The organism is Arthrobacter sp. 10T413_2 (assembly GCF_056394205.1).
This window is the reverse complement of the sequence record NZ_JBFTHK010000070.1, coordinates 1-21,794: the sequence shown is the minus strand read 5'-3', so window position 1 is coordinate 21,794 and position 21,794 is coordinate 1. Positions and strand designations below refer to the sequence as shown.

Genomic DNA, 21,794 nt, shown 5'->3' with positions numbered 1-21,794 from the left:
AGATGTAGTTGTGCTCTGCCATGGTGTGCCCTCCACTTGGTTCTGGCCGGCGTAGCGGCCAACCCGCTTCCTACTGGATGCTGTCTCCGGACGGTCTTAGACAGAACCGACCCCCTAACTGCAAGCGGCCTGTCGCGCCCAGACCGGCGCCGTACGCACACCGGTCGTCGGGTACGTCMAACTTTTGCCCCGACAGGCTCGCACCGGCAGGGCCCTAAGTCACTGGTTCAACGCATTACCCTGGCAGGCAGCCGGGCCGCAATGCCTTGGCTCATGGTCGGACTTGAGGCCGGTGCAGGAATACCCGTCCCGGTTTTATCCGGCGAACCGGGTTGCGTGCCAGGTGGGCACCTGACCGGGCCGCGGCGCGCTTTTCAATGGACGCGGTGTCCCGCAAAGCGGCGAAAAGCATGTGCGGGGATCATCTGGTCTCTGACTCACACAGCTGAGCGCGGCAACGCCGCCGCCGGCCTACTCGCTGAGCTCAAAGGCTCCCGAAATGCCTCGTTGACGCGTTGATCCTTCTAAATTTGTTGCACGGTGAGGTCAGGGGGACGCTGTGCCGCCGCCGKGCCGGGCTGTGACTGCAGCTTGCTCTTGACGCGGCGCGGCCACAAGGGTAAACAAGGGCCATCCCGGTGTCGTCGCGGGGGTTACGACCGCAGAGCAAACTCGGGCGGCGCGGGGACCGTCATTATGAACCGTGGCGGAGCAGCGGAGTGAGGTGTGAGCGATGACCGGATTAGCTGCCCTCCGCTTCGTGGTGCTCGGCTCGGCAGGCTTCGTTGCCGCGGAAGCCGGGATTGCGGACGAATGGGGGTACTACTTCGGCGTCTTCGTGATCGTGCTGGCCCAGTGCGCCGGTGTACCGCTTCCCGCCGTKGCCGTACTGCTTGGGGCCTACGCCTCGGCGCGCCACGGCGATCTGAACCTTGCTGCCGTTATCGCGGTCGGCAKCCTCGGCGCCATGCTCGGGAGCACTATTGGCTACGTACTTGGGCGGGTGGGAGGCCGTCCGTTGATGCTGCGACTTGCACGGCGCTTCCACGCCGACGAGAACCGCATCGTCCAACTGGAGTCGTTCTTCGATCGGCACGGCGGCACAGCCTTGTTCTTTGGCCGCTGGGTCATTGTAGTCCGGCTCTGGGGCGCCATTGCCGCCGGGGCTGCCAAGATGCCGTGGCCCAAGTTCCTGCTGTGGAACATCACGGGGTCCATTGCCTGGGTCGCGAGCCTCAGCGTTCTGGCCTATCTGGCCGGGKCGCTGGCCCATGCCATCGGTGACGCTCTCGACATCGGCGGCTGGGTGCTGGTCCCCGTCGTCGTGCTTGGCCTGGTGATCGTCTGGCGCCGGCGCAGACGCCGGAAGCTCAAGTCAGCGCAAGCGTCAGGGGATGGCGTGCCCAACGCCGAATGAAGCCGCKCCTAACTGCCCCGCGCGGGATCAGCCTCGGCCCCGACGCTTGAACGTCCGGCCCCGTAGTCCCCGGCTAGGCGGCTGTTCCGGTCGCCGCATTCGCCGTGCGATACGAGGATCCACGTAGGCACTCGGATTCCTCCGCGCAGGGCGGCAAGGGCAATGTCCACACTTTAAGGCAAAAACCACTCTGACGAGGGGTGCTGTGCCCAAGGTGGGACTCGAACTGCATTTCCTCCSCTACAAACACTGGGCTCCCCCGGAAACATGCGGAATCCGGTCCGATCCAACTCCAGAACGACCGAGTCCGGAGCCCAAAGTGTTTACGTTGCACACACTTCCCCTCCCACAACCTGGGTGAGACGGAATGAGGCMCTGATCTCTCTTCCTAGGAGACTTTCGCGTGCCATAGTCTGGGCACGCCAGCCTGCGGCCGAAGGTGAAGAAGGCGGAAAGCAGGACAGAACACGCGTAGAAGGGACCAACCATGCTGATCTGTGCAACCTGCGCCGTCGAACGCGACGAACCTACCCCGGGGGTCTGCCCAATCTGCGCCGATGAGCGGCAGTACGTGCCCGAGGACGGCCAAAAATGGCTCACACTGGACGGGCTGGCGCAGGAGGGCCAGCAGACATTGTTGAAGGAGAACGAGCCGGGACTGACCGGGATCACGACGGAGCCCAAAGTCGGGATCGGCCAGACCGCCCAGCTTGTGGTGACACACGAGGGTTCGCTGCTGTGGGATCCGGTCGGATATGTCGATGACAGCGCTGTGCAGGCAGTCCTCGAGCGGGGCCCGGTCCTGGCGATCGCCGCTAGCCATCCACACATGTTTGGTGTGCAGGTCGAATGGTCGCATCGGCTCGGTGGCGTCCCTGTACTTGTGGCCGACGCAGACCGGGGATGGCTGGGGCGCGATGATCCGGTCATCGAATACTGGTCCGGCAGTCAAGCTATCGCCGAAGGGTTGACACTGCACCAGACCGGCGGACACTTCCCGGGCAGCGCGGTGGTGAACTGGGCCGCAGGGGCTGGCGGCAGAGGCGTTCTGCTGACCGGTGACAGCGTGTATCCGAATCCGGACCGTCGCTCCATCGCCTTCATGCGCAGCTACCCGAATCATTTGCCGCTATCCGGCGCGGTGGCGTTGCGGCTCGCCGCGCAGTTGGGAGAGCTCAAGTTCGACCGGATCTACGGCAACTTCAACAATGTAATCGCTTCCGGAGCAAAGTCCATTCTGCACGATTCAGCCCAACGGCATGCTGCTTGGGTGCGAGGAGACTTCGACCATATGACCTGAACCGCCGTCTGCACGAGGCTTGGAGCGCCTKCCCCGGATCCATCAGCCGAAATACTCGTCTCGAACGCCGGCATGGGTCCATCATGGGGAGAAGGCKTCAGCTCGGCGTTCCAGACGTGTTGGGGGTATGTCCATGAACCACAGGAATTCATTCGTGCTGCCGATCAGCTCGGTGCCAGCTGACCGCCGCTCGCTGTTGAAGGCATTCGGCGTCGGAGCTGCKGGCATGGCAGGGACGTCGCTACTGGCGGCCTGCACCGACCAAAATGCCAGTCAGTCTGGCGCCTCCGGCACGCCGTCGGCCTCGCTCCTGCCGGCACCGGAACCACAGGTCAAACCGCTCCTGGACCAACAGAAGGTCAATGACGCCGTGGCTAACCTTGACGGGATAGTCCAGGGGGCCATGGAGAGCACCGGAGTCCCCGGAATCGCGGTGGCAGTGGTCTACCGGGACCAGGTGCTGTACGCCAAGGGCTTCGGCGTGCGGGAGTCGGGCAAGCCCGAGACAGTCGACGCGGACACGGTCTTTCAACTGGCCTCGGTGTCCAAACCACTGGCTTCCACGGTGGCGGCCGTAGCCGTGGGCCGCAAGGCCATCTCCTGGACGGACCCGGTGATCATGCACAGTCCGGGGTTCGCCCTCAAAGACTCTTTCGTTACGGCAAACGCCACGATGGCGGACCTCTTGTCACATCAAAGCGGCCTGCGGACGGGAGCGGGTGATCTGCTGGAAGACCTTGCATTCGACCAGTCCTACATTCTCAGCCACCTCAACCAGCAACCGCTCGACACATTCAGGTCAAGCTACAACTACAGCAACTTCGGCTACACCTCCGGTGCCAAGGCCGCCGCCGATGCGATGAAAATGCCATGGGCAGACCTCGCCGAAGACGTGTTGTTCAAGCCCCTTGGCATGACCTCCACCAGCTATCGCCATGCGGACTACCAAAAAGCCTCAAACCGGGCTCTCATCCATGTGCCCGCCGGCAACAATACCTGGGTCGCCAAATACAGCCGGGACGCCGACGCCGAAGCACCCGCCGGCGGCGCCAGCTCCTCCGTGAATGACCTGGCCCGCTGGATCCGGCTGCAGCTCGCCAACGGCAGTTTTGAAGGCAAGGACGTTGTAGACCCTGACGAGCTTGGCGTCACGCATGTCCCGCACGCGGTGTCGGGCCTTCCCGCGACACCGGGCGCCCGCACCCGCTTCTACGGCCTGGGCTGGAACGTCTCCTACGACGACCACGCCCGGCTGCAACTCGGGCATTCAGGAGCCTTCAACCTCGGTGCCGCGACCGCCGTCTCCATGCTGCCGGGCGAGCAGCTGGGCATCGTGGCCCTGACGAACGGCCGTCCGCAGGGCATTCCGGAAGCCATTTGCGCCRCATTCCTGGACACCGCCCAGAACGGCGCCGCGACTGTTGACTGGTTCGGATTCACCTCCGGCGTCTTCCAGAAKATCGACGAGGCGGACAAGCCAAAAGTCGACTACTCCCAGGCGCCCGCACAGGCCAAACCGGCGCGGGGCAGCGACTTCTACATAGGCAGCTACGCGAACCCCTACTACGGCCCGCTCAGCGTCGCGGTGGAGAACGGCGGGTTGTTCCTAGGGCTCGGCCCCGCTGGCAGCACCACCAAGTTCCCCCTCAACCACTTCGACGGCGATACCTTCAGCTTTGAATCCATCGGGGAGAACKCCAACGGCCTCGCAGGGGCAATCTTCGCCTCTRCCGCAGGTGCGGCGCCCGGTGCCGGCGGCACGGCGTCGAGCGTGAGGCTCGACTTCTACGATCCGACCGGACTGGGCACCTTCACCCGTGGCTGATTCCGGCCTCCGGAAGCGTCTTCCGTAAGCAGGTTCCTCGCACCGGTCGCCGGCACACCGTTACTGATCCTGGACACGGTCACAGGGCTACGTGTTGAGGTCCCAGTGGACACGGATTGCCTCTGCAATCGGTCCGGCAGTTACTTCGACTCGGAGAGCAACGGGCGCGGTCCCTGTCTCTTCGATGACCGAGTCGTGGTAAACGCGACCGCATGAGGGACACAGGGTGTAGAGATCCTCGTCCTCAGGCCATGCAGCCAGCCCCGCGGGAACGGGAGTGTTTCCGTCGTTGTGAACGGGAATGCCTTGTGAGTTGGCCTGAATCAATCCCTCGTTGCTGACGGTATTGCCGCATACGCAGGTGATGGTGGTGACGTCATGATCGATGACCTCAGCGAATTCGGTGTCCATGATGAGCTCCCCGGCGTTGGAAGAAAGCGTTCTGTCGTCGATTGTGTTTGCGGACCCAGCTGATGGAGCCGTGCCGCAACCTGCTTCAGCGGTTCAGGTTCCGCAGAAGGTCCGGTAAGGGCCGAAGCTTTCCGGGGCGGCGTCKGCGTAATGCTCGAGACCGGGCCGCTCGTCGAAGGGTGACGCTACTGCGTCCATCAACCGTTCCAACGGACCCGTATTCCCGCCGGTAGCGGCGGCCAGGGCCTCCTCCACTAGGTGGTTCCGCGGGATGTAGACGGGGTTAACCCGGTCCATGGCGTCAGCGTCCGGTGCCAACGCACGCCAGCGCCTCACCMAGGMATCGAAACCTGCCGGGTTCAGAAACGGGCCGCGTGCCGGTTCAACCTGGCCGCGGGCGGCTTTGCCGAGGTGCCGGAAGAACGACGTGTAGTCCGCCCTTGACTCCTGAATCAAAGCCACAAGTTCGTCCACAAGGGGCGAGGTCACTTCGTCGTCGAGCCCTTCACGGAACCCCAGCTTGGCGTTCATCCCTGCCGACCAGGCTTCACTGTACTGCCGGCGGAACTCGCCGAGGGCTTCCACCGCGAGGTCCACTGCCTTCTCCTGGTMATCGTGGAGGAGGGGCAGGAGAGACTCGGCGAGCCGGGCAAGGTTCCACTCCGCCACTAACGGMTGATTGCGGTAGGCGTAGCGTCCGGTCTCGTCGATCGAACTGTAGACGACGGCGGGGTCGAAGCCTTCCATGAAGGCACACGGCCCGTAGTCGAGGGTTTCGCCCGAGATCGTCATGTTGTCGGTGTTCATGACCCCGTGAACGAACCCGAMGAGCATCCACCGGGCCACGAGTGAAGCCTGGGCAGATATCACCCCTCGGAATAGTGCGAGATATCTGTTCTCGGCGTCCGCGGCGGCGCGGTGGTGACGGGTTAGCGCGTAGTCGGCGAGGCGGCGARGGAGGCCGATGTCGCCCGTAGACCGGGCGTACTGGAAGCTGCCCACGCGCAGGTGGCTGCTGGCAACCCGGGTAAGAACGGCACCGGGAAGGAGCGTCTCACGCTGCACCGAACGCCCCGTCGCGACGACGGCGAGGGATCGTGTGGTGGGGATGTTCAGCGCGTGCATCGACTCGCTCACGATGTATTCGCGCAGCATAGGGCCGACCGCTGCCTGGCCGTCGCCGTCTCGCGCAAACGGCGTGCGTCCTGATCCCTTGAGATGGATGTCGCGGAGCTGCCCGTCCGCGTGCCCGACCTCGCCGAGCAGCAGTGCGCGCCCGTCGCCGAGACGGGGGGCGTACCAGCCAAACTGGTGGCCGGCGTAGGCCTGTGCCACCGGACTGGACTCCGCAGGGACGGCGTTGCCGATCAGCAGAAGCAGACCCTCGGGGCTCCTGAGAAAGGCCGGATCGAGACCTAGCTCGGTGGCGAGGTGCTCGTTGAGCACCAGAAGGTGCGGGTCGGGAGCCTCCTGCGCGCGCCAAGGAATGGCCATCTCCTTGAACTCCCGGGCGAAGCGGCCATCAAATGTGACGGTTGAATGCGCTATGTCACTCATCTATCAAGGATACGGGCGTCACTGTCAGCAACGTCGATTGGCCAGATCCGCTCGCCGCCGAAAGGCGACTCACTGCAGCGCTCAAGGTCAGCTGCCGCAGCAATTGCGACTCGCTGTAGACAGCACGGCTGCCTTGGACGCGAGGGTCGCAGATGAGCCAGGGAATCACACGGACACGGGTGTGGACCCTGTACATCCGCCCTTGGCCGGACAAACGCTGCCGGTTTCACACCCCAAGAAACAACGAATCGAGGCTAAGAATCTGGAAAGAATTTAGCGCACGTCATGTMAACACCACAGCCACATGCATAGATACAAGACCAACCACACCCATGAGAACAAGCCAGAAAGGAGACCCGGATGACCCCACATCCCAGCAGGCGGAGGGTCCACGAGCTGCTGTGGTTGAACCTCGATGCCAAGCTGCGAGCGCCCACCGGCAATTGGAACGCCCGCCAATTTAGACTGCACCCATGAACGAAACTCAAAGAACCAACACAGATCCGGTTTTCGAAGCTGCCTACGAAGCCGCACAAAAGAGTCTCCGAGAGGGCGGCATCCCGATCGGCGCTGCCTTGGCCCGCGGCGGGGAACTGATTGCCAGCGGCCACAACGAGCGTGTCCAGCATGGTGATCCAATCGCCCACGGCGAGATGTCTGCGCTGCGGGCTGCCGGACGGCAGAAGAGCTACCGGGACACGACCCTTTACACCACCTTGGCACCGTGTGCGATGTGTACCGGGACCATCATCCAGTTCAAGATTCCGCGCGTGGTGGTGGGCGAGGCCGAGACGTTCCCCGGCGAATTCGATCTTCTGCGCTCACGTGGCGTCGAAGTACTGGTGTTGAATGATGCCCGATGCGTCGAGATGATGCGCACCTTCCAGGAGAAACACCCTGAGCTGTGGGCGGAGGACATCGCCGAGTAATCAGCACCAGAAACGGGGTCGCGACCAGGCCAAAGCCATCGTGTGCCTMGAAATCATGCGCCCGTCGCCTGGCGGTCAGATCCCAGCAGGCGGAGGGCCCACAAGCCAGTGCCCAGACCCGCCACCCACACAACCGGACAGGCCTCCGCGGCGCCAGGGCAAGCCCTGGTACGCCGGGATCCGCAATTCCCGCAGGACGGTGGCCGCACAATGTGGTCGACAGGTGACATGAAAAACTACGTCCTGGCTCTCAGCATCGTTGACGGGCCACTGATCATCGCGGCATACGTGCTCAAGGGCAACACTCCCCTGTGAATCTCAGAGATCCAGGGAACTCCGACCCGGCGTGCGGGGTCCCCTGTTGCGGTCCTGCGGCGCACTGTTAGCATGGCCCGGTGGTGACGTAATCGCGCAATTAGAACCCAGGAGAATCCCCCATGACGACCCGCCTGAATCCCTATCTGAGCTTCCGCAACAATGCCCGTGAAGCCATGGAGTTTTACAGGGACGTCTTCGGCGGCGAGCTGACCATCAGTACCTTTGCCGACTTTCAGGCGAGCCAAGATCCTGCCGAAGAGAATCTGGTGATGCATGCACAGCTGGAATCGCCGTCCGGGCTGACACTGATGGCGTCAGACACGCCCGCCCGCATGGAGTTCCGACCCGGCAACACCTACAGCGTTTCCCTCAGCGGTGCCAACGACGCCGAACTCCGTGGCTACTGGGAGAAGCTCGCCGACGGTGGTGCCGTCTMCATGCCACTCGAAACCGCGCCTTGGGGCGATACCTTCGGCATGTGCAACGACAAGTTCGGTGTGGCATGGCTGGTCAACATCGCCGGCGCCAAGGACTAACTTCCGACGCACGTGTGCCCCATCCTGCACGTCTGTGAGCCCAGGACCGGGCTGCGTTCACCTCGCTGAAGGGACGAGCACTACGCCCCTTCGCTGCTCACGAAAGGATCTCTTGTGCCGAACTCCAGCGTCGAAGGGATCGCACGCTCCTACATCCAGGCTGTTGGCTCCCACGATATGGATGCCCTTGGAAACCTGCTCGGTGAGGATCTCGTAGCCACGTTCGCCGGCACGACCCTCGACAAGGCCGGGTGGACCTCGGCGCTCAAGCGCCTTTTCCCGGTGCTGGTCGGCAACGAGATCCGGGAGATCTTCTCCGCGCAGGACCGTGCCTGCGTCGTGTACGACTTCATCGCCGATACGGCTGCCGGCGCCGTCAGGTGTATCGAGCTGCTCACCATCAACGCAGACAAAATCCGCGAGATCGAACTTGTCCTGGATCGGGTCGCCTTCGCTCCCGTCAACGAGGCCCTGAACGCGCGGGGGCCATCGGCCCAATGAAGATCCCTCCCCCCGACAGCGTCGTAGAAGCGGCCCGCTCCACCATCGTCATCGTCATCGCCTAGAACCGCCAAAGCGAGGCTCGAATCTACCTCCATCTTGAACTAACAGTCGCGACTCCCGGAAGCTGCGCGCCGGGACGGCGGACGGCCCCGCGGTGAGCAGGCTCAGCTCCAGCACGTMCTCGAGCTGGCTGGCGCCAGGGGCGATGGTGTCTTCCTCGGTCATGCGGATCTCATCGGCCACAGCTGGGGTTCCTTGCCTGKGGTGTCGGACGGCGGTGTTCTTTCACGCTAGCGGKAGTTCCTGCGCGTTCGCTGGTGAAGGGGCTGCGCCCGCGCCAGCAGCGGAGCGGGGGGCGGCCACCATGCACCCGGTGAGGATTCCGAGGGGCAAGGCCGGACCCTTTTCCTGGGGCGCGGGCTCAGTCGCGCCGGTTAGCGGTTCTTGGGGCGGGCGTAGGACTTTTCCGGGTTCCGCGCGCAGTCAGCGACCAGTCCGCGGCTCACGAGTTCGGCCAGCAGCACGGCGAGGCGGTAGTCGGTGGCGTCCTCCAGTGCCAGCTTGAAATACCGGGCGGCAAAGCTGGACTTGCCTTTGAGCCATTCCAGCCAGCCGATCAAGCACAGCATCGGGGCGCGCTGTCCTTCGGGGGTGGCCTTCATCAGTTCGAACGCGACTTCCTGGGCGATGTCCACGCGGGCCCAGTCGGGACGGGCCGGGAACACTCCGAGCATGACGGATGTGAATTGATCCGGTGCACTGGTGATGACGTCGGTCATCAGGCAGTCCCGGGCGGTGGGGTGCTGGAATGCTCCTGCAAGTTCCTGCGCGGTCCGGGCCGTCAGGGTTGCGGGGTTCCCCAGCACCTGGGCCCACTCGTCGCGGCTGTTCTCCAGCCCTTCGGGCCAACCATCGGGGCGGTAGGCCGCGATGGCTTCGCGGGTTCCCGCGTCCCCGGTGAACGGTGCGGGTTTGGTGAATCCGCTGACGTTGCTCCCGGCCTGGATCAGGGCAGCGTTTCCGGTGCTGGTGGTGATCGCGTCCAGGGGTTGATCAGAACCGCAYGGCGGGTTTGTGCGGAGGTAGTTCATCCAGGCTTCGGAGGTGACTATCCACGCGTCCGGCAGCGGMATCCCTGCGGTGTCCCGTTCGGTGCGCAGTGCGGCGACGTGCCTGGAGCAGGAGCGCGGGTTGTCGGAGCTGTTTTCGTCGGTGTAGATCCCGAGGATGCTGCCGGTGGCCGCTTGGTCGGGGTTCAGGTGGCTGACCGGCGTCCGGGCGTAAGCCAGCCGCTCKGTCCCGCACGGGGCGTCCTTGCGGCGCGTGGCATCGAGCCGGTTTCCCTGCTTGGTCAGCACGTGGCGGTCTTGCAAACACTCTTCACAACAAACGTCCATCCTTGGGTTGCGTGAAGGCTGGCCGGCGCCTCTTGGGGGCAGACGCCGGCCAGCACTTACAGCGGAAGGGCCGGATGCCTGGTGGGGGTCCAAGCTCCGGCGCCGCGTTACAAGGCAGTAATCGCTGGAGAACCCAGAAAGGTTACGCATCAATCGGGATTTCTTTTTTCTTCCTTCGGCACCGCTCCCTGCGTGTGCGGGATAGACGCGAGGATGTCGTCGGCGGTGAAAGTGATGGAGTCGTTCATGGTTGCGTGTCCTGTTCCGATGACGTGGCGGGCGGGGAGCGGTGTGCTGGCCTGTTGGTGCCGGCACGGTTGAGGTKCCGGGAGGCGGGTTCCGGTCTGCGGCATGGGCGCCGAAACCTGTTGGACCMGTCCACCAGCAATGGGGTAGGTTGGCCGAGGTGCTGTGGGGGGCCCGCTCCGCCGGAACCGGCGGAGACCGACCCCGACAGAAGGGCCTTTCGATGGATGCCGGTGGGCTGAAGAGGACTTGGTCCATGGCGRCCGCGCTCGGGGACGAAGTCCCCCTGTACTTCTACTCGCACTTATTCCTGTCCCACCCGGAGCTACGCGCAATGTTCCCGGTCTCGATGGCCGGCCAGCGGGACAAACTCTTCGCCGCCCTCGGGCACATTGTGAGCCACGCGGATCAGATTGACGAGGTCGCCGGGTTCATTGGCCAACTCGGCCGCGACCACCGCCGCTTCTCCGTAAAGCCGGAGCAGTACTCGATGGTGGGGGCCTCCTTCCTGGCGACCCTGCAGAAGTACCTCGGTCCGGAATGGACCGACGAGGTGGCGCAGTCGTGGGCCGAKGCGTACGGACTGATCGCCAAAGTCATGGTCATGGCCGCCGAGGAGGCATCTGATACTACGCCGCCGTGGTGGGAAGGCGAGGTCACCGCCGTCGAGCGCCGCAGCCTGGACGTCACGGTCCTGGAGGTCCGCGTCGCGGACGGCTTCACGTACTCGCCAGGACAGTCGGCCGCGGTGGAGGTTCCCTCACTCCCGCGGACCTGGCGCTACCTGAGTCCTGCCAACGCCCCCCGCGCCGACGGCACAATCGAACTGCACGTCCAACTGATCCCCGGCGGCCTTTTCAGCACCGCCGCCGTCCGCCGGACCAAAGTGGGCGACACGGTACGCATCGGCGCCCCCGTAGGGGACCAGCTCGCCCTCGAGGGTTCGCGGGACCTGCTCATGGTTGCCGGCGGGACCGGACTCGCCCCGATGGCCTCGATAGTCGACGCCGTGGGGCAGCAATGGGTCGAGCGCGGCAGCGGGCCGCGGGTGGACCTCTTCCACGGGGCGCGGGTCCCGTGGAACCTCTACGACCAGCAGCGGCTCGCCGAGCTGGCCTCAAGGGAGCCGTGGTTCAGCTACCACCCGGTCGTCTCCGACGACGCCACCTTCCCCGGCGCCCAGGGCTATGTGGGCACCGTTGCCGCGGCACACCCCGATGCGCCCCGGCGTCTGGCCCTCGTGGCCGGGTCGACGGCGATGGTCGGGCACACCGTCCGCGAACTCGTCGCGGCGGGCACGCCACGGGCCGACATACGGTACGAAGACTACGCAGGCGTCGAGGATAATTCCTCGGCCACCGGTGAAGACCAGGAAGAGGTATACCATGAGCACCGCTAGCCCAGAAGGCCGCATCAGCCCTTCCGACATCCGCAACGCCTCGTTCGAGGTGGTGGGACGAGGGTACKACCAACAAGCCGTCCACGAATTCCTTCGGACTGTTGCCGAGCAACTCGAGGCGKACCAGCACCAGTCAGGCGCGGCAAGCCCCGCGGCCAAGGACGAGATGGTCAAGGTCATCACGCAGGCGCAGATCCTCGCGGAGAAGTTMGTATCGGAGGCCGAGCAGTATTCGAAGGACCTCGTAGCCAGCGCCCGCACCCAGTACAGCGAGATCCTGCGCAGGGCCGAGGACTCCGCGGCCACGCGGCAGGCCGTTCCGGTGCAGGCGGCCACGGCAGCTGGCTATACCGACCCCATTCAGGAGATMGAGTATGTCCGCACCTACACCAAGGTGGCCCAAGTCCAGCTGCGCGCCGTGATCGATGCCCTGGCCGAGCAGGTGGACCGGCTCGGTGACCTCCCCGTGGCCCGCGCCGACCGCCGCGACGAGAACGGCTAGCAACCAGGCCCTAGGCCTTKGCCTCGGCGCACCTCGCTTCCGCGGGCAGCGCGTCGGAGGACGCCTCAGGCCGGAAGTACCCGGGCAGGAACCCCTCGGGTTCTMGCGGCCCCGGACACCCTTCACCCCGCCGAAGAGGCGCCTCAGTCGCCGACGGCCTCGCGGCCGCGTCGCACGATGAGTGGGTCGGCGTCGTGGACCACCGAGGTGTCTTTGCCGTCGTAGTCGAACTGGTTGAGGAAGAAGCGCATGGCGTTGATCCGCCCCCGCTTCTTGTCGTTGGACTTGATGGTGATCCACGGCGCATGGTCCGTGTCGGTGCGCAGGAACGTCTCCTGCTTGGCCGCCGTGTACTCCTCCCACCTGTCCAGAKAAGCCAGGTCCATCGGCGAGAGCTTCCAGCGCCGCACGGGATCGATCTGCCGGATCGCGAAGCGGGTGCGCTGCTCATGCCGCGTCACCGAGAACCAGAACTTGGTCAGGTGGATGCCGGAGTCCACGAGCATCCTCTCGAAGAGCGGTGCCTGCACCATGAACGTGTCGTACTCCTGTTCCGTGCAGAAGGCCATGACCCGCTCGACATTCGCCCGGTTGTACCAGGAGCGGTCGAACATCACGATCTCCCCGGCCGACGGCAGGTGCTGGATGTAGCGCTGAAAATACCACTGGCCCTGTTCACGGTCGGAGGGTTTCGCCAGCGCCACCGCCCGGGCCGAGCGGGGATTAAGGTGTTCGGTGAAGCGTTTGATCGTTCCGCCCTTGCCGGCGGCATCCCGRCCCTCGAAAACGATTACGTTCCGGAGCTCCTGGTCCTGGCCCCAGTACTGGAATTTCAGCAGCTCAACCTGCAGCCGATATTTCTCCAGCTCGTAGTCCTCACGGGACATCCGTTCCTCGTAGGGATAGCCCTCCCGCCACGTCTCCACGGCCGAACCTCCGGGATCGATCAGTTCCGGGTCCTCGCCCTGCCCGCCGCGCACCGAGTAACCGAGCTCAACGAGATGGTCTATGGCGTGGCGCAGATTGTCCCTGACCCACGATTGGTCCCCTGGTGTCMACTGCGCGGCCTGCGACATCCGGCTCTCCTTCCKGCCTCGACGAACCGTCKACGGCATTCTAACAGGGCGACTCGGCKAGCCGAAGACCGCCGGAACACCTTGCCTTCGGTTTCCGCAGAGAACAACGGGTGATGCCGGAAACTGCCCGGCCGGAGGCAACCCGCACGGCAAACGGGCACGCCGTAGATGACACCGCGTCCGGAAGGGACGCCGGCGAGGGCGGGCGCATCCGGCGCCCTTTGGAAGCCATGGCGACGCGGATTGTCTGGTAGCCGCCGGGGCCTCGGTCCACAGTTCGGCGATCAGYTTCATCCCCTCAAACACCGGGCGGGCGTCAGTCAACTCGAAGAATGCCGACAGCATGTCGACCCCTTTCCAGGCCCGGGCCGTCCGACGCCGGGAATCGGTTTTCCCCGGGCGTGTTGCACGGCCATCCTCCCGGCGGATGGCCGCCTATCCCGTTTGCCTAGAACGGAGATTCCGCTGCTAGAGCCCCCGCAGTCGGTGCAGCAAGAGTGCGACGTGTAGGGATGTCCTAGATTCGGCGTCGTCGAGATCCACCGCCAGCAGTTCCTCCAGCTTGGCCAGCCGCGCGTAGAGCGTAGGACGGCTCAGGTAGCCGCTGCGGGTCATCGCCGCCTTGTTGCCCCCGGATTCMAGATACTTCGCGAGCAGTTCCAGCTGGCCGTCCTGTCCCCGGGCTTCCGCCGTGAGGAGGGATGCCGGCTCCGACTCGACGAACTGCTGCACACGCGGGTCGTGGCGAAGCAGGGCCAGGACTCCCCTGAGCCGGATATCCGTGGCTCGGTAKAACGATTTTCCGCCGTCACGCAGGGTCGCCGCTGTCTCGGCGGCGCCCTGCTGCTTTTTTAGCTCCGTGGCACGCTGCTTCATCGCGGCCCGCTCCTCAGGGGTGAACGTGGACCCCGAACTTTTCGACTCAGCCATGCGGCCGTTCTTCTAGCGGTCCGGGTCAACTRTAGTGAGACACCCTTTCCCACGTTGTCTCACTACAGCCGACCCAAACTGCTGAATCCAGCCGGACGGGGGCGATTGGCTGCTGTGGTTCTGGTGGTTTGCTTGCTAGTGACGGGCCGCTCACAGAGTGCGCCAAGGCAGCGATTCTGTGGGAGATTTCGTTGTTCGACAACGCCGGTTGGCGAGCGGATACTGAAGAACCATGAAGCCTACCCAAAGCGGGTTGCGCATCCAGCTTCTCGGCTCGTTCATCGTGTACGTCAACGGGAACGCAGTCGAGAACAGCCACTGGCGGCTGCAGAAGGCAAAGTCCGTGGTGGCGATGCTGGCGTTGGCGCGTGGTCAACGTGGCCGTCGCGAGCAGGTACTGGACCGCCTGTGGCCTGACATGGAGCCGGTGGCCGCCGCACGGAATCTGCATCAGACCCTGTACGTCGCTCGCCGTACGCTCTCGAGCGCTGGAGCCGGCAGCGACGGGCTGCTCGCCATCCGCGGTGAAGTGGTCGTGCTGGATGACGCTGGCCCGGTCGATGTCGATGTCCTGCAGTTCGAGCGTTCGGCCGTGGCAGCGTTGGCTGCAGGTGTCGAGGCAAGCCTGCGCGATGCGGCCGACTTGTACAGTGGTGATCTTCTGCCGGATCTGCCGGACGCGGATTGGCTGACGACACGCCGAGATGAGCTCCGGGAAATCCATCGAGAGGTACTGGTGAAACTGGCGTCCACGGTGGCGCAGCGCGCACCGGAGGAAGCCTTGGTCATCCTCACCCATGCGCTCGAATCCGATCCCGTCCACGAGGGAGCCGTGCGCGCGCAGATGGTGGTGCTGGCTGGGATGGGCCGGCGGTCGGAAGCATTGGCACGATATGAGCGGCTGGTCGACGAACTCCTCGACGCGTTCGGGACCGACCCGGACACCCGGACGATGGGACTGTTTCGCGAGTTGTTGACCGGCTCGCCGCCCGAGGAGCGCCTCCACCAGCCCGCCGGCGTGACCGGCAAAGACGATGCCATCGGTTATCTGCCATCCCCGCTGACAAACTTCATCGGGCGCGAGCGTGAACTCGTTGACGTCGAGCGGCTGATGGGCCATGCTCGCCTGCTCACCCTCACCGGGGCTGGCGGCAGCGGCAAAACCAGACTGGCATTGGAGGCCGCGAAGACAGTTCGTCCTKAGTACGTGGACGGAGTCTGGTTCGTCGACCTCGCGGCCGTTGGGGAGTCGCTGCTGGTGGCCGATGCCGTAGCAGAGGTCCTCGGGTTGGATTCCGGCGCGGCATCAAGCCGCGTCCAAGCGCTGGTCGACCAACTGCGGCGACGCTCGCTGCTCCTCGTGCTGGACAACTGCGAACACCTGCTCGCGGCCTGTGCGCAACTCGTCGTCGCGCTACTCGACGGATCCCCTGGGGTTAAAGTTCTGGCCACCAGCCGGGAGCCACTCCATGCCGACGGAGAGTACACCTACCGGGTGCCGTCATTGCCCCTGCCCTCGCCCCTGCGGACCGACGCTCTCGACCTGGCCGTGCTGGGCCGTCTGTCCTCTGTCCGGCTTTTCGTTGAGCGGGCAGCGCAGGTCCGGCCGKGTTTCGCGCTCGACGCCGACAACGCGCAGGGGGTGACCGAGTTGTGCCGACGGCTCGACGGGATGCCGCTGGCCCTGGAATTGGCCGCGGCCAGAACCGCCGTACTCGAACCCGCCGAGATCGTCCAGAGATTGGGCGATGCTTTGTCCATGCTCGGCGGGGGAACCAGCGGCGTCACGCGGCACCAGACCCTGCGTGGCACCTTGGAATGGAGCCACGAACTGCTCACCAAACCGGAGCAGGTTCTGCTGCGCCGGCTATCTGTGTTCACGGGTGGTTTCACCCTCGACGCTGTGGTAGCAGTCTGCGCCGATGCGCCCCTCCACCAAATCGAACTGCTCGACCTGTTKGCGAAGCTGGTGGACAAGTCTTTKGTGGTCACCGAAAGGAAGGGCGCCGGGACCCGATACCGGCAATTGGAGACGGTCCGCCAGTTTGGCCAAGAGAATCTCGATCATGCAGGTGAGGCGGCTCAACTGGCGGCTGCGCATTGCGCCTACTTCCTTGCCGTCGCCGAATCCCACAATCCCGAACGGGCCACCGGGGTGGTCCTCGAACAGCCGAAGGTGCTCGACAGCGAGCACGACAACCTGCGCGCTGCGTTGCGCTGGTCGTGCGCCCACGAGCCCGAGACCGCGCTCCGGCTCGCCGCCAGCCTGTGGCRGTTCTGGTTCGTCCGCGGTCACGCGGTCGAGGGAGCACGGTGGGTCGAGCGTGCCTTGGCGGTGGCTCCCGACTCGACCCGGCCTCGCGCGGCCGCTCTGATCGGCCTGACCGGGCTGGACAGCCGGCAGGGCCGCAGCGATCGGCATCGGGCGCTCGGCGCGGAGGCCCTGGCAATTATGCGGGAGATCGGCAACCCTGACGAGGTGGCGATGGCCCGGCTCATTGAGACCTCGCTCGCCTGGAGCACTTTCGACTTGGATGAGGCCGAACAGCTGGCAGCCGACGTGCACACCGAGGCAGTCGAGGGTGGCAGACCCGAACATGCCGCTGCCAGCAGTTGGCTGCTCGGCCAGTGCGCGTTGTCCAGGGAGGACGGACCACTCGCCGCCCGTCACCTAAACACCTGCCTGAGCGAACTCGCACAGTCTGAGACAAGCACTCCACCCTTCCTGCCGGTGATCACGCCCAGCCTGCAACTGGTCCMGATCGCCGGACGGTTGGTCCCCTGCGTAGAGGAGACCCTGCTGTTGGGCCGGCGGGTTGGCGTCGTCCAAGCCAAAGGCTACGTGCTGTCCGCGATCGGCTACGCGGCCAGGCTTTCGAGGGACACGCAGTCTGCGATATCCGTCATCACGGATGCAGCCGAACATTTCGCCGAGTTAGGAKATGACCTGGCTAGGGCGCAAACACTTCACCAACTGGGCTGCATTCTGCGCKACTGTGGCGACCACAGCGCGGCCGATGAGGCGCTGTCCTTGGCGCGGGAGCTTCGGCTCGGCCTKGGCGACCGACGCGGTGAGCTGCTGACCGAGATCAATATCGCCCTGCTCCGCGCCATGGGTGGTGATATCGACCGCGGCCTGACAGACGCTCGGCGTTGCCTTTCAGGGTTCGAGTCCGCGGGAGATCAGGTGGGGATGGGCGCCACGCTGACCATTCTCGGGGCCGCCGAACTGAACTCCGGGGAGGTCCGGGCAGCGCGGGAAATGTACAGGCAGGCAGCGGAAAAGCTCGACCCATGGCGGCGACACACTGGCTGGCAACGGTTGATGGTGGCAGAGCTATCCAACGAGCTCGACGACCCGCATCGGGCGGCCCGCGAAATTGACAAGGCTGGGGCGATTTTCGACCGAACGAGATGCCTCATCGCCGGTCAGCGGCTGGCCGCACTGCGTAAGCGGGACTCGGACGATGATGTTGAGACGGCGTTGAGTTCTCGTTGATGACGGTTMACTAGCGTAATTCCTGGATCTGACAGATGGATCTGACAAACCAACAGCAATCAGGAGGAACGCATCGTGACAACGACGCAGACTAGGCCGACCCGCATCGGCGAGGCCACCATCGCCGAGTTCKCCGCCGGCCTGCGCGGCAAGGTCCTCCGGCCAGGGGACGCGGACTACKACCACGAACGCAGCATCTGGAACGGGGCCCACGACCGCCGCCCGACGCTCATCGCACGCTGTGCGGGTGTGGCAGATGTGATCCGCACGGTCGATCTCGCGYGCAGCGAGGGGTTGCCGTTGTCGGTTCGCGGCGGTGGCCATTCGATCCCCGGGTTTTCCACCGTCGACGACGGTATCGTGCTGGACCTTTCGCTGATGAAGGGGGTCCAGGTAGACCCTGCCCGGCGCCGCGTGGCGGCACAGGCAGGGTGTACCTGGAAGGACGTGGATGCAGAGACCCAGCAATTCGGACTTGCGGTGACCGGTGGCCTGGTGTCCTCGACCGGCATCGCCGGCTTCACCACCGGCGGCGGCATCGGCTGGCTCGTGCGCAAGCACGGGCTGGCCAGCGACAACATGGTCGGCGCCGACGTCGTCACCGCTGACGGGCAGTTTATTCACGCTAGTGCAGACGAGCACCCCGATTTGTTCTGGGGACTGCGCGGCGGCGGCGGCAATTTCGGTGTGGTGACGTCCTTCGACTATCAATTGCACGAAGTGGGGCCCATCGTCCTTTCCGGCCTGGTTTTCTACCCCGCAGAAGAAGCGGAGCAGGTGTTGCGCGGCTATCGGGCGGCCTGCGCGGCGGCCCCCGATGAGCTGACCACGCTGGTCAACATGACCACGGCGCCGCCGGTCCCGTTCCTGCCAGAATMGGTGCACGGCAAGCCAGTCATCGCTGTGGGAGGGTGCTGGTCCGGCGATCTCGATGCCGGCGAGGCCGCCACCGCGCCCTTCCGGTCATTGGGCACGGTCATCGCCGATGTGTTCGCGGCCAACCCGTACGCGGGGTGGCAGCAGGCACTGGATCCGCTGTACCCGCGGGGCGTGCACAACTATTTCCGCTCGGCATTTCTGCGCGCCGCCGACGATGCGTCCATGCGCGTCCTGCTGGACTCGTTTGCCTCATTTCCCAACGCCATGACGGAGATTCACCTGCACCACCTTGGCGGCGCGGTCGGCCGGGTTCCTGCCGAAGCAACGGCCTTCGCACTGCGCGACCAGGAATTCGTCATCAATGTTATTGCGCKCACGCCGACGGCRGAAGGCTTCGCGGATGTCGTCGAATGGGCCCGGGGCGTGACGTCCGCGCTCGGTCCKGATGTGGCGGCCTACGTGAATTTCACAGGTGAAGCGAATACGGCGCTCGTCCGGGCGTCGTACCCGGCGGATACCTACCGGCGGCTCGTGGAACTGAAGAACGAATACGACCCCACCAATCTATTCCGGTTGAACCAGAACATCGCCCCCACGGTGTGACAGCACTGCCTGCGTGAGAAGTGGATGATCGACCGAGGATCGGGAAGCAACCTGACAGTCCGCGCCAGAGGCACCTCGATTCCCCCGGCAACTGACCGGTAACGCCGCCGTTGCGGTGGTCTTGTTATCGCTCAATTTCTCAATCATCAAAAGGTGCCAATTTCACCAACATTGACACCGCGGATGGGCCCGCGGCACCCAGCAAACCCCTAACCTGAAGTTGCGTGAGTTGAGGCAGGAAGATMCCCGGGTTTCCGGGGATCTTACTGCTCTGACGAAGACAAATGCGACATTCACCCCGATGCTAGTACATCCGGCCGCTGGGTCATGCAGACGGATCGGGTGTGCATTGGTGGTGTTCACCCCACCATTTATCGTTGCGAGTCACATTGCCGGCGGCATCGGTGGTCACAGGGGTTCTCTGCCTAGCGCTCAGCCTGGCCAATACGAGATCGCTCCTGAGGACTCTCTGAAGCGATCTCGTTCCGGGGCCACGTCAGATCGTGGGCCACGTCAGATCGTGGACCATGTCGGCTAACTAGTAGACGATTCTCATCTCGTGCGAGGTCTGATTGAGTCGCCGTCCGCCGTCGGGAACGACCGTCACAATGTCCTCGATCCGTACGCCGAACCTGCCCGGCAGGTAAATTCCGGGTTCGATCGAGAAGCACATGCCGCGGTGGAGGATCTGGGTTTCGCCCTCGACCATGTACGGCGGCTCGTGAGTCGTCAGTCCGATTCCGTGCCCGACGCGGTGAATGAAGTAGTCGCCGTAGCCGGCTTCAGTGATCACCGCCCGGGACACGCGATCGATCTCCTGGCACTCGACGCCTGGCCGCACGGCCTCGAACCCGGCCTGCTGTGCGTGTCTGACGACGTCGTGAACCTCGCGCTCCTCGGCGGTGGGTTCGCCGACGTGCACGGTCCGCGTCGTGTCTGATCCGTAGCCGTGTTTGAGGCCGCCGAAGTCGAGCACCACCATGTCTCCGTCCTCGATGATCCGCGGGCCGATCTCGTGGTGAGGGTTGGCTCCGTTCGGCCCCGAACCGACGACGGTGAAGTCCACCTGCAAATGACCGAATTGGCGAAGCAGGTCGGCGAGATCAGAGCCGACGTCGGTCTCACTGCGCCCAGCGAACCGCACGGTGACGATCTCCTCATACGCCTGGTCTGCGGCCGCGCCGGCCGCCGCCAGCCGCTCGATCTCGTCGTCATCCTTGATCGCCCGAAGCATCGGCAGGGCGGTTGTCATCGAGACGTAGGACGACTTGGGCAGTCGATCCTGCAGGCCGATGAGGTGCATGGCCCAGGCCGAGTCAGAGACAGCATAGCGTCCGGTGCCGGCCATCAGCGTCGCAGATTCCGTGTAGGGGTCGCTCCCGTCGGTCCAGTCGGTGATCCGCAAAATCGAGGCGCCGGCGGCCGCTTCCGCGTCGGGCCTCTCAAGCCTCGGAACGATCATGGCGGGCTCCGCGTCGACGGGGATCACGAGCATGGTGATGCGTTCAGTGATGGCCACGGGTGCATACCCGGTGAGGTACAGCAGGTCCGGTCCGGGAGTCACCAGGATGCCGGCGAGCCCGGCATCTTGGGCGGCGTGGGCTGCTCGCCGCAACCGCTCGGCGAAGTCATCGGCGGTGAACGGAGCCGGCTCGGAAAGGCTGCGATGATCACTCATGGTTCGCATTCTCGTGCGCGGGGCATCACTGGTCAACCCATCGCCCGGACAGCCGCTCCAGTAAATTTGGCCAGCCGGGCCCCGGGGCCTTGGGGCATCTTTCCAAGCAGCCACGGCAGGGATTATGGAATCCGACAGCATCGAACTTGTCCCTGCTGACCCACAGGGATGGGCAGCAAGATTGACGTCGTGCGCGKAAGGCTGGCTTCCCGGTTACCGGACGCGGAGGTCGAGCACATAGGTTCAACATCCGTTCCGGATCTTMCTGCCAAGGACGTTGTCGACGTATTGTTCGGCGTGAACCTACACCAATGGGCGACCGCAATGGACCTGCTCAGCTCGGATGGATTCGGCTGGGAGGGCCACAGAGAAGGACACGCCTGGTTCAGCCTGCCCGACAAGAGCAACAGAGAGATCGTCGTTCACCTTGTCCAGATCCAGGGACGCCAATGGCACCGACGCAGTGTTCCGCGACATCCTGCGGAACGCTATCTGAGCGTCAAGCGCGGAGCAGCCGCCAGCACCAAAGACTGGGACACGTACACAACACACAAAGTGGGCGTGGTAGCGGCGATCCTCAAAAGCACCGAAGGCCCCCACTAGTGCAGACCGGCGTCCCGGAGGCGGATCCTTCACCGGGCAGCTCAGTTGAAACGCTGACCGAAGGCTATGGCATCCAGATCATGGKCAGTTACGGTGGCTCTATGAGGGACAGGKGGCTGCTGATCATGTGCGGGACGAAAGCGTTCAATGACGCCCTCGACCACTACGAGACGGAAGGCTGGCGC

General features: G+C 64.6%; 18 protein-coding genes. 12 read left to right on the top strand and 6 right to left on the bottom strand.

Annotated elements, in window-relative coordinates:
- Positions 1 to 733 precede the first annotated feature (733 nt).
- The 3 genes from AC1DBQ_RS12705 (at position 734) to AC1DBQ_RS12695 (ending at position 4,542) form a co-directional block, all read left to right on the top strand.
- The gene (locus AC1DBQ_RS12705; protein WP_476928842.1) at positions 734 to 1,417 is read left to right on the top strand and encodes a DedA family protein; all 684 of its coding nucleotides are present in this window, start codon (positions 734 to 736) and stop codon (positions 1,415 to 1,417) included.
- A gap of 487 nt (positions 1,418 to 1,904) precedes the next feature.
- Positions 1,905 to 2,717, top strand: a complete 813-nt coding sequence (locus AC1DBQ_RS12700; protein ID WP_476928841.1) for an MBL fold metallo-hydrolase — start codon at positions 1,905 to 1,907, stop codon at positions 2,715 to 2,717.
- A 154-nt stretch (positions 2,718 to 2,871) separates the two neighbouring features.
- Entirely contained in the window at positions 2,872 to 4,542 is a 1,671-nt protein-coding gene (locus tag AC1DBQ_RS12695; protein WP_476928840.1) for a serine hydrolase, read from the top strand.
- Between the two features lie 87 nt (positions 4,543 to 4,629).
- On the opposite strand, the gene AC1DBQ_RS12690 is transcribed toward AC1DBQ_RS12695, so the two are convergent.
- Positions 4,630 to 4,953 (bottom strand): hypothetical protein, encoded by a 324-nt coding sequence (locus AC1DBQ_RS12690; RefSeq protein ID WP_476928839.1) that lies wholly within the window; start codon positions 4,951 to 4,953, stop codon positions 4,630 to 4,632.
- 93 nt (positions 4,954 to 5,046) lie between these two features.
- A complete protein-coding gene (locus tag AC1DBQ_RS12685) occupies positions 5,047 to 6,510 on the bottom strand; it encodes a protein adenylyltransferase SelO (protein ID WP_476928838.1) in 1,464 nt (487 codons plus the stop codon).
- Between the two features lie 473 nt (positions 6,511 to 6,983).
- Here AC1DBQ_RS12685 and AC1DBQ_RS12680 point away from each other — a divergent pair, with 473 nt between their 5' ends.
- The 3 genes from AC1DBQ_RS12680 to AC1DBQ_RS12670 all read left to right on the top strand — a co-directional run bounded on the left by AC1DBQ_RS12680 (position 6,984) and on the right by AC1DBQ_RS12670 (position 8,794).
- Complete coding sequence (locus tag AC1DBQ_RS12680; RefSeq protein ID WP_476928837.1) at positions 6,984 to 7,439, top strand: nucleoside deaminase; 456 nt, start codon at positions 6,984 to 6,986, stop codon at positions 7,437 to 7,439.
- A 437-nt stretch (positions 7,440 to 7,876) separates the two neighbouring features.
- Positions 7,877 to 8,293 (top strand): VOC family protein, encoded by a 417-nt coding sequence (locus tag AC1DBQ_RS12675; protein WP_476928836.1) that lies wholly within the window; start codon positions 7,877 to 7,879, stop codon positions 8,291 to 8,293.
- 114 nt (positions 8,294 to 8,407) lie between these two features.
- Positions 8,408 to 8,794, top strand: coding sequence for a nuclear transport factor 2 family protein (locus tag AC1DBQ_RS12670; protein ID WP_476928835.1), 387 nt, complete (start codon positions 8,408 to 8,410; stop codon positions 8,792 to 8,794).
- A gap of 437 nt (positions 8,795 to 9,231) precedes the next feature.
- On the opposite strand, the gene AC1DBQ_RS12665 is transcribed toward AC1DBQ_RS12670, so the two are convergent.
- A complete protein-coding gene (locus tag AC1DBQ_RS12665; RefSeq protein ID WP_476928834.1) occupies positions 9,232 to 10,155 on the bottom strand; it encodes a DUF4192 family protein in 924 nt (307 codons plus the stop codon).
- A 541-nt stretch (positions 10,156 to 10,696) separates the two neighbouring features.
- Here AC1DBQ_RS12665 and AC1DBQ_RS12660 point away from each other — a divergent pair.
- Complete coding sequence (locus AC1DBQ_RS12660; RefSeq protein WP_476928833.1) at positions 10,697 to 11,839, top strand: globin domain-containing protein; 1,143 nt, start codon at positions 10,697 to 10,699, stop codon at positions 11,837 to 11,839.
- Positions 11,826 to 12,341, top strand: coding sequence for a DivIVA domain-containing protein (locus tag AC1DBQ_RS12655; RefSeq protein ID WP_476928832.1), 516 nt, complete (start codon positions 11,826 to 11,828; stop codon positions 12,339 to 12,341). The genes AC1DBQ_RS12660 and AC1DBQ_RS12655 overlap by 14 nt, the downstream gene beginning before the upstream one ends.
- A 143-nt stretch (positions 12,342 to 12,484) precedes the next feature.
- Here the strand turns inward: AC1DBQ_RS12655 and ppk2 are convergent, their stop codons facing one another.
- Together ppk2 and AC1DBQ_RS12645 are read right to left on the bottom strand one after the other, a co-directional pair.
- Positions 12,485 to 13,417, bottom strand: a complete 933-nt coding sequence (ppk2, locus tag AC1DBQ_RS12650; protein WP_476928831.1) for a polyphosphate kinase 2 — start codon at positions 13,415 to 13,417, stop codon at positions 12,485 to 12,487.
- A gap of 468 nt (positions 13,418 to 13,885) precedes the next feature.
- Positions 13,886 to 14,347: a PucR family transcriptional regulator gene (locus tag AC1DBQ_RS12645; RefSeq protein WP_476928830.1), complete on the bottom strand. Its 462-nt coding sequence runs from the start codon at positions 14,345 to 14,347 to the stop codon at positions 13,886 to 13,888.
- A gap of 232 nt (positions 14,348 to 14,579) precedes the next feature.
- Between AC1DBQ_RS12645 and AC1DBQ_RS12640 the strand changes: the two genes are divergently transcribed.
- Together AC1DBQ_RS12640 and AC1DBQ_RS12635 are read left to right on the top strand one after the other, a co-directional pair.
- Complete coding sequence (locus tag AC1DBQ_RS12640; RefSeq protein WP_476928829.1) at positions 14,580 to 17,846, top strand: ATP-binding protein; 3,267 nt, start codon at positions 14,580 to 14,582, stop codon at positions 17,844 to 17,846.
- Positions 17,847 to 17,921: 75 nt separating this feature from the next.
- Positions 17,922 to 19,328 (top strand): FAD-binding oxidoreductase, encoded by a 1,407-nt coding sequence (locus AC1DBQ_RS12635; protein ID WP_476928828.1) that lies wholly within the window; start codon positions 17,922 to 17,924, stop codon positions 19,326 to 19,328.
- Positions 19,329 to 19,866: 538 nt separating this feature from the next.
- Here the strand turns inward: AC1DBQ_RS12635 and AC1DBQ_RS12630 are convergent.
- Entirely contained in the window at positions 19,867 to 21,006 is a 1,140-nt protein-coding gene (locus AC1DBQ_RS12630; RefSeq protein WP_476928827.1) for an aminopeptidase P family protein, read from the bottom strand.
- Between the two features lie 168 nt (positions 21,007 to 21,174).
- Here AC1DBQ_RS12630 and AC1DBQ_RS12625 point away from each other — a divergent pair, with 168 nt between their 5' ends.
- Together AC1DBQ_RS12625 and AC1DBQ_RS12620 are read left to right on the top strand one after the other, a co-directional pair.
- Positions 21,175 to 21,609, top strand: a complete 435-nt coding sequence (locus AC1DBQ_RS12625; RefSeq protein ID WP_476928826.1) for a GrpB family protein — start codon at positions 21,175 to 21,177, stop codon at positions 21,607 to 21,609.
- Positions 21,609 to 21,794: hypothetical protein (locus tag AC1DBQ_RS12620; RefSeq protein WP_476928825.1), on the top strand; the 186-nt coding region annotated here is incomplete at its 3' end. The genes AC1DBQ_RS12625 and AC1DBQ_RS12620, both read left to right, overlap by 1 nt.

Bases quoted from the DNA above. Each gene is read 5' to 3' on its own strand.
- AC1DBQ_RS12700 (WP_476928841.1), top strand. From the start codon at position 1,905: ATGCTGATCTGTGCAACCTGCGCCGTCGAACGCGACGAACCTACCCCG.
- AC1DBQ_RS12690 (WP_476928839.1), bottom strand. From the start codon at position 4,953: ATGGACACCGAATTCGCTGAGGTCATCGATCATGACGTCACCACCATC.
- AC1DBQ_RS12680 (WP_476928837.1), top strand. From the start codon at position 6,984: ATGAACGAAACTCAAAGAACCAACACAGATCCGGTTTTCGAAGCTGCC.
- AC1DBQ_RS12630 (WP_476928827.1), bottom strand. From the start codon at position 21,006: ATGAGTGATCATCGCAGCCTTTCCGAGCCGGCTCCGTTCACCGCCGAT.